This window comes from Blautia sp. DFI.1.216 (assembly GCF_020594215.1).
In the GTDB taxonomy this organism is placed as follows: domain Bacteria; phylum Bacillota; class Clostridia; order Lachnospirales; family Lachnospiraceae; genus Blautia_A; species Blautia_A wexlerae.
The window spans coordinates 1-1,627 of the sequence record NZ_JAJDML010000128.1; the positions used below are offsets into that span (position 1 = coordinate 1).

The following is a 1,627-nucleotide window of genomic DNA, read 5'->3' on the forward strand; positions in this document are numbered from 1 at the left end:
CAATGTGGTCAACTTAAGCCCAGAATGCTGAAAATTCAACGATTCTGGGCTTATATTCTGGATTTTTTTATATAAATATCTTGACATATCCTCCTAAATATGTGGTTTATAGATTAAGCAATATTACGTTACCAGCGAAATATTTATCTATTCCAATACGTAGGAGGTATGCCATATGAATCGAACTAATATTTGTAAAAATATCGTCCAATCCATTAAAGATTATATCACAGATCAAGTTAAACTGGAACCCCATCGGGTGGAAAAACATTTTGTACGGCGAAGAAAACTTTCACTTTTGCAAGTTATTATTTATCTGTTCTTCTCTTCAAAAGCTTCCATGTTCCAGAATCTTTCACAGATCAGAGAAGAACTGGGCACGCTTTCTTTTCCGGATGTTTCAAAACAGGCACTTTCCAAAGCCAGACAGTTCATTAATCCTTCACTGTTCAAGGAACTTTATTATCTTTCTGTTGATCTGTTTTACAGCCAGATCCCTTCAAGAAAGCTGTGGCAGGGTTATCATCTTTTTGCAGTAGATGGTTCCAGGATCGAACTTCCGAATTCAAAATCAACTTTTGATTTCTTTGGCGAAATGTCCAGCTATCCTGATCCAAACCGACGTTATACCATGGGACTGGCTTCAATAATTTATGATGTTCTGGATGATTATATCCTTCATGCATCTATCCATAAATTTCTTTCCTCTGAACGAGCAGCTGCATTAGAACATCTTAAAGTTCTTGAAGATATGGGACTATATAACAACAGTATTATTATTTTTGACAGAGGTTATTATTCAGAAGATATGTTCCGCTACTGTGTAGAGCATGGGCATCTCTGTGTTATGAGACTGAAAGAGGGAATCAATTTATCTAAAAAATGCAATGGTGATATGATTTCCATTCTTCAGGGAACTTCAAAAGAAGGTACTTCCGATGTACCCATACGTGTCCTTGAGATTCCGCTTGATGATGGCACAAAAGAATATCTTGCAACAAACCTGTTTGATCCTGCTGTTACAAAAGATATGTTCCGGGAACTTTACTTCTACAGATGGCCTGTAGAACTTAAGTACAAAGAACTAAAAAGCCGCTTTGCCATGGAAGAGTTTTCCGGTGCTACTGCAGTGTCTATACAGCAGGAATTTTATATAAATATGCTTTTATCGAATCTGGCCTCTCTTATAAAAAATGAAGCAGATGAAGAAATACAGATTTCTGCCAAAAGCACAAATAAGTTCCGTTATCAGGCCAATCGTGCATTTATCATTGGACGGATCAAAAGTATTGTTCCCAAAATACTCTGCGGACTGTTTGAGCTTTCAATTATTGAACAGTTATATAAAGATGCTGTACGTTGCAGATCACAGCTTCTGCCCGGAAGGTCATTTCCAAGGAAGAAATTGAAATCCAAGGGACGTTCACATTTCCGAAATAAGAAAGCTTCTTTTTAAAATAGAGCCAGCATTCATCAATAGGCTTATTTAAGTGCGGCAATTTTTATGAATCTTCTGGTTTCCAACAAAACAGCAACTGTTTTCTGTCATAAACCGATTAATTTTGTAGTTTGCATTGGAGGCTATTTGCTAATATGTCCCTAAGTTGACGCTAGGTTGACCACATTG

At 36.9% G+C, this 1,627-nt stretch carries 1 protein-coding gene; it reads left to right on the forward strand.

What is annotated here, in order from left to right; translation table 11 throughout:
- The first annotated feature begins 175 nt into the window (after positions 1 to 175).
- Positions 176 to 1,456 carry an IS4 family transposase gene (locus tag LJE11_RS18990; RefSeq protein ID WP_020993819.1) on the forward strand — a complete coding sequence of 427 codons (1,281 nt, stop codon included), beginning with the start codon at positions 176 to 178 and terminating at the stop codon, positions 1,454 to 1,456.
- Positions 1,457 to 1,627: the final 171 nt, after the last annotated feature.